The following is a 9,783-nucleotide window of genomic DNA, read 5'->3' as shown; positions in this document are numbered from 1 at the left end:
TAGGTGTATAAATAAAGGTACGGCTGGTTATAATATTGCCTGCGCCGTCCAATACAAATTCACTGTTACCTACATACATTTTGGATGACGAAATATTTTCTCCTTCATAATGGCCAACCTTAAAACGTTCGCCGGAAGGAGAGTAGGTAAAGGTGTTTTTGTAAGTCTGGTTATCCATTTCCAGTATTTTATTGTCGGCAGTAAAGCTGCTGGTGGTGGTTTTCGCTGGCGATGGGTCCTTGTTTGGTCGTCCGCTTACCGTTTGCACCGCATGGGGCCACTCCTGCAAATAAGTAAATTCACCGGCTAAGGTAGTGTTTTTTATATTACCATTATCATTGCCATTAACAAAATAACCAGTACTTACAGAGCTACAACCTGCTACGGTAGCGGTAGTAAGTCTGTTAAGGTCGTCATAAACAAAACTTTCAGATAAATCACCTTCCGTACGGTTTGTAAGTTGCCCTTCGTCATTAAAGGTAAATCCAAGGCTCTGTACACCAGGCGTAACCATACTTTGCAGCCGGTAATTATTGTCATAATTCAAGGTGGTTGTTTTTCCGTTGCCAAACGTATAGTTTGTCCACTGGTTACGATTGTTTCTGGCATCACCACTCCACAGGGGAATAGTCGTATTAGCTGCATTATAAATTTTTTGCAGGTTGCCTGTGTTATCGTATTCGTACATTACGGAAAGTCCTGTAGGATAATGGACATAGCTTACCTGTCCCAGGTTATTGTATTCATTAGTGGTAACAAAGGTTTTTCCGCTGCCGGAAGTGGTAACGCTAACCGGTCGGCACAGATCATCGTAGCCGTACGATTCCGTAACACCATTTCGGCTGGTACTCTGCAGTAAACCAAGTCTGCCAGGGGTTTCGTTATAGCTGCATGTTATATCTATATTATCTCCGGTTTTGGATGTTATTCTGCCGGCATTGTCGTAGGTGCAATTTATCACCTGCTCTTTGGCATCTTTCTGGTAAACCAATTCTCCAAAACCGTTATAACGGTAATTGGTAATGCCTGCATCCGGGTCGGTAAGGCTAAGCTGGTTGCCGAATACATCGTAGGTCATAGCAGTGATGTTATCCACAGCAGTTATTTGCTTTACCTTTCCGGAAGCATAATACAGGTAAGTAATATTTCCCATGGTCCCGTTTACATTTGTTACATTGCCTAATGCATCGGAATATCTGGTTTGGGTTGTTCCGGAAATGTTATCGGTAACGGTAACGGCACTGCCGCTGTAGCTGTATTGCATATTCAGGTTATGTCCTGTTAATGTATGCATACGTCCGTCGGAGTAATAAACATAGATATTTGGAGTTTCGTAACCGGGTGGGAGGGTGGTGTAAAGGTTTCCGTCAGGATAATAAGAATAAGTAGTAGTGAGTGTAGCATTCATATAGCCAGAAATGTTTTCCTTTACTTTTTGCCCTCCGGCATTATAAAACGTAGTACCGTTGCTACCGTCGGTGGCAAGGTTATGCATACTGTACAGCCCGTTTTCGGTATTGTCCCAGGCAAGGGTGGTGGTTGAGCTTGTAAGATCGGGATTAGTAATTGTAGTGATCAGGCTTCCGCCCTGTTGTGTATAAGTATATTTTGTGGTAAGCAGGTTTGGGTCAGTAGCAGTAAGCATGGCTCCATCCGTTTTACGGTAACCCACAGAAGAAGTGTATCCTGCCGCATTGGTACCCGTCAGCACAAAGCGCCCTTTGGCATCGTAGGTACAACTGCTGCTACGGGTTCCGCTATTGGTGGTTATGCTTATAGCTATGGGGTTGCCATAAGGGTTAAAAGCGATATAGCTAGTGGTTATCAAACCATGTTCCTTTTGGGAAACAAGGCGGAGTGGTTTCTGGGTATCGTAAGTATATGCCACGGTATCGTAATAAATATCGGTGCCCTTCATTTTTTTAAAAATGGTTTGTGTTAACCTGCTTACATTATTGGATATGGTGGCAAAATCCGATTGGGTTTCGGTACTCCAGCCATCAGAAGTAGCCGAGGTTTTCTTTTCTATCCTGCCAGTGATGGCATTAAAAGTAACGATGGCATTGGTAATGCTGTTATTTCTCAAATGATCATTCGAAGTGGAAGAAGTTACTATAGGCACAAAAAGCTTTTGGCTGATATTACCTCCCATAGCACTTAATGTATTGGAAGAAGAGGCGATCGGGATGTTATTTTTGGTAATACTGGTAGTAGAAAGCCATGGAGAATATACCGATGTATTGCCTGGAATAGTAAAACTATAGCTGGATGTAGAGACTAAATGGTTTAGCTGGTTATCAATAGTAACGTTTTTATATCCTAAAAATCCCAGTCCCTGCTCGTGCAGGTAGGCATCCTCGTATGTATAATTTACATTTTGCCAGGTGCTATAACCATTTACGGTTTGCAAGTTACTTGCCAACAGTCTTGCCCCCCTGAAAAGTTTAACGGGAAATTCCGGTCTTGGAAAAGTTGAACTGAATTCCCTGTTGTCATTGTAAACAGAATAAGTAAAAGTGGAAGTATTATTTAGCCCGTTGGTAATGGTGTGCACTAAAGTATAATCTTTTAATAAATTGTTAAATGAAATAATAGAAATTGGATCAACGGTTGTTTGGTAACAGAGTTTCATTCCATATACCAATTCTTTTTGTCCATCATTATTTAAATCCAATACATCAAATAAAAAATTTTGTAATGTATGAGGATACGAAAACAAGTCATAATAGCCAAAAAGAGTGAAAAACGCATGGTCTCCATTACAACCATTTGAAAACCATATAATGATAGTGCCGTATCTTGTATAAATAATATCAGATAATCCATCATTATTAATATCTTCTATTATAATACCTCCTCCATATTCAGAATCTGTAACAAAAGGCATATAATGTCCTGCATTTTTTTCTGTATACGTTTTCCCATCCGAATATAATAACACCCAGTAGTTGTTAATTTCTGAAAGAATATCTGATTTTCCATCGCCATTAAAATCTCCGGTATAAAGATCTTCAGGCTCTCCAAACTTCGCGACTGTTCCTGGTGTATAGATATCAATAAAAGTAGTTCCATTGTATTTCCAGATGTGGGGGATTCCTTCGCTGGTAAGTGTTAAAAATTCCGTTTGCTCATCACCATCGAAATCCACTATTTTAATATCCTTAATGTTGGTAATTACCGGCAAACTTGCTACACTTACGCCTGTGTTATCTGTACAACGAAATAATTCGCCGCTTTTTATGGTCAACCGGTCGATTTTGCCATCGTAATTAAAATCGCCGTAATAATATTGGTAACTATCTACATTTTGTATAGGGTCTGGAGACGCGACAACAATTTCATTAGTACCGGAAAGAGTAAAGTTTCCGTTGCTGAATGCATAAGCATTGATATTATTATGTATGCTATACTCAAAATGATGATACGCATAATTAGGGTCAGAATGGGGTAAAGGATTGTACTCTATTGTTCTTGAGTCAATATAATTAATTAAAATTTCATCCTGTCCATCGTTGTTCCAATCTATAACAGATAAATCTTTAAGTTCATATAAATCAGAAACCGTTATGGAATAATCAGGTTGTTCTTCATAATTATAGCTTTCATGTTCCGGTGGCAAGTATATTAAACAGGAGGTATATGTACCATCCACTTGTTTCATATCTACTGTTATTTCCCGGTCATCTTTTCTGTAATTAACGGCATCAGTTCTTCCGTCATCATTGAAATCGCCAAAATCAAAAAAATTATATCTTGTAAGGTACCATGTACTATTAGTTATCTGTGTTGTAAAACTATTTCCAGGCCCCCAATTAATAATAGTAGGATTATAAGTAATACCATCGGCAGTAAAATCTATCTGGTTGAGTTTACTGTATTGGTCGGGGCTGTTTTCATCTTTATAATAGGTAAAAGTATATTCTTTAGCAACTACATCCTCACATATTACTCTAATACCTGTAAGCAACACGCTTTGCGTTATGGGATAACCGGTTACATATGCGGTGTTTTTGTCGGTACGCAGGTCGTACAAAAACCGCACACTGTTATATGGTTCCAGCCCTGCATTGCTGTTGCCGGTATAATTAATCTCGCTGATGCGGTATTCGCCGGTAGCATCATCGCCGGTATATACAAATTGTATGTAATTACCTTCGGGGTCGGTAATTTTATTAACGAGCCATGACAAAGCCACCGGGCAGTTATCCGGTTGTACACGTGATTCCGGAGTATTACCATATTCCGTAACCATCCCGTCCTGTGTGGTTACCGTAAAACCGGTACCGTTAAAAACTACACGCACGTAAGGGTTGTTTTCCGGGGAATATACATTTTCAGCAGTACTGATAAGCCGTGCGCCATCCAGTATAAGAGCATCATTTGGTGTTAATGCCACGGCATTATATGTTCCGTCGTAGTAGGGGTTTTTACTGGTTCTTGAAATGGACGACAGACCAGCCAGGTGCCAGCCATAGCCAAGTAACCCGTTTCCACTCTGGCTATTGTATATTATTCCTAAATCTGGTTGCATACCATGGGTTCCGGGTGATACCTGTATAGGAAGCTGATAAGTGGCTGCCCCGCCGGGGCTTATGTCTATGTTGCCACCTATGGTTCCGGGGATGCAATGTTCCTTGTCTAATGCCCTTGTAAGCCCGTTAACAGGTTCTTCTTCGTAGCTAACAGTCTGGTTTGCCAAAGAGTGGTTGGTATTGGCAGTAAAAACATGGTTATACAATTCGGCGGCACCCACATGAAAACCGGAAGTGAAAACAATTTTATCACGTGCCGTAAGTGTAGCATTACTATTTTGTAATGTATCAGTCAAGTTGCATAACGAATCTGTTAAAATGACATTTGGGGTAAAATCGCAACTTTGGGCAAGGAGTGTGCCGGTTCCGGATAGTAAAATTAATAATACAAGAAATATCTTTTTCATCAGAATATAATTTGTTTTTTAAAGGTCTGATGGAACCCACATGCTTTAAAATTATTTTTATTTGTATAGTGAATACATATGGGTTTCATCATGAAGAATGATTTTCGATTACATAATAAACAGACTAATTTTTCACAATTTTATACTCCTTCGACCTGCCACCTGCATATATCTTTAATAAATATGTACCTGCAACGTTCCCGGAAAGATCAATGAAATTATATTGAGTAAGCGGGCTGATGTTTTTCAACAGCCTGCTCTGCATATCCCATAACTTAATGGCATTTCCTTTAGCAGATAATTGCTCTACCGAAGCCCCACCTATTTCCACACACAACTTTCCTTGTGTTGGATTCGGATAAATAGTTACTATAAAGTTATCCAGTGTTTCCGTAATTTTTTTGTTCCATCCATCACCTGGTAGTACTGTATCCGGCAAAAGCAGACTGGTATCTGCAAGAACCGTTTTTTCCTCATAACCCATATATATAACGGTTACACTGATTCTGTTTCCGTTGGCATCATAATCATAGGTGGCCGAAAAATTTTGTGCCTTTAATGCAATACTCAAAAAAAGCATCAGGGAAACACATATCATTTTTTTATTTATGGTTTTCATAATTTTAGTGTCTAAAAAATTTCCATTTATTTCAATAACATACTGTACATTTTAATGCTTGGTGTGCCTTTGTGTAATCCTTAGTGGTATAGCAAAGTTGCAATACAGCTAACGGCTTGCGTTTTGCAATTCCAACTTTTCTATTCTTTGATTCAGAATGAGAATGTATTGCGTAAGTTCTTCCACTTTTTTCAGCAGTTGCGCATTCATTTCTCCCAGGTTTACACCATTTTCGCTTACTGTTTTTGCATCAGGAATACCAGGCAGGTGTTTGTGAGTTAAGGTATAAGCTCTAAGTTCGTTGAGCGGCATCAGTTTATAGTTATTGTCAAATACATAATCGGGCCATGGAGTAGCCTCTACTACTACTTCCGTGCAATGTATCTTGCCGGCAACAGCTAATTTGTAACCGCCCAAAGTTGTAGTTCCTATTCCCACACCTCCACTATTCGTAGCCAGATAGGTAGTATTGGAGGTTCTGGTAATATCTGAACAAAACACTACACTTTTACCCGGGTTTTCATAGTCAAACAGGATGTTTCCCTGCCCATGATTATCAATCCTCACGTTCCCTCCGTCGTGATAAATATCGAGATATGCATAGGGTATTGAATCTGTTTCTTCGCATGAAACACGTAATCTGCCCCTCGCCACTTCAAGATATGCCTGCGGGTGATCGGTTCCTATTCCAAAACTTTGGTAACAATTGAATATTTCGTTCCATACATTAGGCTTTTGGTACCATGCAATGATATTATTGTTACCTTCACATTTTTTCTTGGGAAAGAGTATTTTATTTGCATATAATTTCCCGGTAATATCTGTAAGCACCAGCGATACACTGTCGCCCGATAGTCCCGGCATCTTGATATCGCCATTACCCATCAGCCGCAGACGTTCTGTGTTGTTGGTTTTAAATACCACATCCTGGTTATTGATAGAACCGATAAAGCTGTTGGAAGGCAGGTTGGCATTGCCATTCATGGTCCAGTCGCTACGTTCGGGTTCTGTAAGGTTGTATTCCTCGGTTATGGTACAGCCATTGGCATCAGTTACCGTAAGGGAATAGTTCCCTGAACCTAATCCGTTACGGTAGGAAGATGTAGGTCCATCCCCCCACAAGAAGTTATAAGGGGGCGTTCCTCCTGTTGCTGTTGTGTAAATGCTGCCGTTGTAACAACTATGGCAGCTTACATTGTACCCGTTAGGATACACATATTTTGTTTCATCCACTATCAACTCTACCGGCTCTTTTAAAGTAATTTCTGCCTGATTTTTTATTCCGTTTGCATCCATTGCTTTAACCATGTAATACCCGGCAGCCAGGTCGGTAATAGTCTGTGTAGTATCACCGTTGCTCCACACAAAAGTATAAGGTTTGGTACCTCCGGTAACCGTTGCGGTGATACTGGCATCCTGTGCACCAAAACAACTGATGTTGTACCCGCCATTATAAACGGAAGGTTTTAATTGTACACTCAACTGTGCAAAAGAAGCCTGGGATAAAAAGAGAATAAAAATGGCATAAACCGCTACCTGCCACGAATGATGAATTAGCTTTTTCATATCTGTGTGTTTTTGATTTGCTACTTGTTTTGCTTAATAATTACTATGTTTTGCTTAAATTAAAATGCTTAGACAAAAAAACGCATTAAAGTTAAGATAATAAAAATAACAAACAAGAAATAAATATAAAATTATTATTAATAATTCTGCTGCTACCATTTTAAAACAATTCGCTCCGTTGTTTCAGTTATTCGCTCTGTTTTTAAACATATCCGCTTTTAAACATATGTTGTAAATTATACTATAACAGCATTGTATGGCTTAAAAAACAACTGAAATAAGTTATTTTTATAACCGTTTCCTGTATGCCCCGGCTGTATTTCGTTGCATACAATACATTTGTACTTCCCTTTTTACCCCTGTTTTTTGTAATAAAATATTAATAGGATTTATTAAAAAAATGGATTTAAAAACCATTTTAAGAAAAAAATCAAGGAATGTCTTGTTCTGAAATAGGCATATAAAAAAGGTCTTGGTAAGGTTACTGGAAGGCATGGACTTTCAAAACCCGCCCGTTGCATCCGGATTGTACGGATTGTGCGGATTTTGCAGATTGAATACCATTCATAGCTTTTTATTACTTCAGTTTTTTTGACCCTACTCATCAGGCATTCTACTGATTTTCAGGGTTACTGCGCCCTCTCCTAATTTTAGGGGAGGGTTCGGGAGGGGGTCAGAGCATACAAGGTTATTCCATATATGATTTTATTTTATTGAGAACCTGAGTTCGGGATAAAACACAATCCGTCAGGAGATCAATAATTAATGTTTTATGGACAATCTTTTATAAAAAATCAACGGTCTTGTAATGCTGAATGTTTCCTAATTCGGAAAAAGCAGAAACTAAAAACAACTTTCTGCCTTTATTCCCCACTTTCTATATTAAAGATGGCATCAATAACCGGTTTGTACTTGCTGCAAATGGCATTACGTTTCAGCTTCAGCGAAGCGGTAAGTTCGCTCGATTCAATGCTCCATTCGCTGGGCATCAGTTCATAACGTTTTATCTGTTCGGTAGCCCCGAAAAATTTGTTGTATTTGTTTATCTCTTTTTGGAAACGCTGCTTAATACGCGGATGATTTACCATTTCAGCATTGGTGGTATAGGGTATCTCCTTTATGGCACACCACGATTGCAGGTGAGCAAAGTCGGGCACTATCAGTGCAGCCGCAAATTTTTGGTTTTCGCCTATCACCATTATCGTATCAATAAAACGTGATTCCTTAAACTTATTTTCTATGAGTTCGGGGCTGATATATTTTCCAAGCGAGGTTTTAAAAATTTCTTTTTTTCGTCCTGTGATTTTCAGTTGGCCTTCGGGCTCAATATGTCCTATGTCGCCGGTATGAAACCATCCGTCGGAATCTATCACTTCAAGGGTGAGAGCAGGCTCTTTAAAGTAACCTTTCATCACATTTTCACCTTTGCATAATATTTCCCCGTCGTCGTTAATTTTTATTTGTACTCCTTGCAGTGCAGGACCTACGGTTCCGAATTTGACTCCTTTATCCCAGAAATTATTTACGGCAATCACCGGTGAGGTTTCGGTAAGCCCATATCCTTCTATTATCCATACGCCTGCAGCCCAAAAAACACGGGAAAGGCGAGGCTGCAGGGCTGCACCTCCCGAAACAATAATTTTCAGTTTGTTGCCGAAGGCTTCGCGCCATTTGCTGTACACAAGTTTATCGGCAATTTTACGTTTGGTTTCGTACAAGGTACCGTTAGCACCATCCAGTTCGTAGCGTAAAGCAATCCGTAAAGCCCAGAAAAAAATCATTTTCTTTATGCCTTTCAGTTTTCTGCCGCCGTTATAAATTTTGTCGTAGATTTTTTCAATCAGTCGCGGAACTGTTGACATAATACTGGGTTGAACTTCTTTAAGATTTTCTGAAATTGTTGCGGTACTTTCTACGTAATAAACAGGCATTCCTAAGTATTGGAATACATAATTCAGCATACGTTCATATACATGGCAAAGGGGCAGATAGCTTACGGTTTTGCTGGTATGGTCAAGAAAATACGGGATGCGTGCACTGGCAGTAAAATTGGAAATAAGATTATTATGTGTAAGCATCACTCCTTTTTGTCTGCCTGTGGTGCCCGAGGTATAAATAATGGTAGCGATATCGGAGCTTTGTATTTCTGACTTTATATTTTCGAGCTGCGGCAGGTTGAGGCTCTTTTTGCCCAACTCGATACATTCCTGGTAAGGGGTTGTTCCGTCTGTTTCCTTAAATGCAAATACTCCTTTAATGGAAGGTATTTCCGGAAGTATATGTTCGATTTTCCGAAAAATATCCTTTCCGGAAATAAAAATATACTGTACCTCGGAATGTCCGAGGATGAATTTATAATCGGATTCGCTGATGGTGGGATAAATCGGTACATGAACAGCACCTATTTGCAAAATACCCATATCAACAATATTCCATTCCGGTTTATTGCTCGAGATGGTAGCGATGGTATCTCCTTTCTGGATACCGAGCGTCAGCAGTGCAGCACTTATATAATTTGCGTTTTCAATATATTCGCTTATGCTATATTTTATCCATTGTCCGTTCTCCTTACCAGCTATGGCATCTCCTTTGTCGGGGTAAAGAGTTGCATATCTTGTAAGTATGTCGAAAATTCGGGTAACTTTCTGCATAGTTTGCT

The 9,783-nt window shown here is 39.5% G+C and carries 4 protein-coding genes; all 4 read right to left on the bottom strand.

Annotated features, from left to right (window positions below; all coding sequences use genetic code 11):
* The coding region (locus M0R21_11155; protein MCK9618377.1) for a hypothetical protein at window positions 1-4,939 on the bottom strand (4,939 nt) is incomplete at its 3' end.
* A 124-nt stretch (window positions 4,940-5,063) separates the two neighbouring features.
* Window positions 5,064-5,558, bottom strand: a complete 495-nt coding sequence (locus M0R21_11150) for a T9SS type A sorting domain-containing protein (protein MCK9618376.1) — start codon at window positions 5,556-5,558, stop codon at window positions 5,064-5,066.
* A gap of 108 nt (window positions 5,559-5,666) precedes the next feature.
* Entirely contained in the window at window positions 5,667-7,124 is a 1,458-nt protein-coding gene (locus M0R21_11145) for a SprB repeat-containing protein (GenBank protein ID MCK9618375.1), read from the bottom strand.
* 863 nt (window positions 7,125-7,987) lie between these two features.
* On the bottom strand, window positions 7,988-9,775 hold the full coding sequence (locus M0R21_11140; GenBank protein MCK9618374.1) for a long-chain fatty acid--CoA ligase: 1,788 nt from the start codon (window positions 9,773-9,775) through the stop codon (window positions 7,988-7,990).
* Between the last annotated feature and the right edge of the window lie 8 nt (window positions 9,776-9,783).

Source organism: Lentimicrobiaceae bacterium, assembly GCA_023227965.1.
GTDB lineage: Bacteria > Bacteroidota > Bacteroidia > Bacteroidales > JALOCA01 > JALOCA01.
This window is presented reverse-complemented; position numbering and strand designations above follow the sequence as displayed.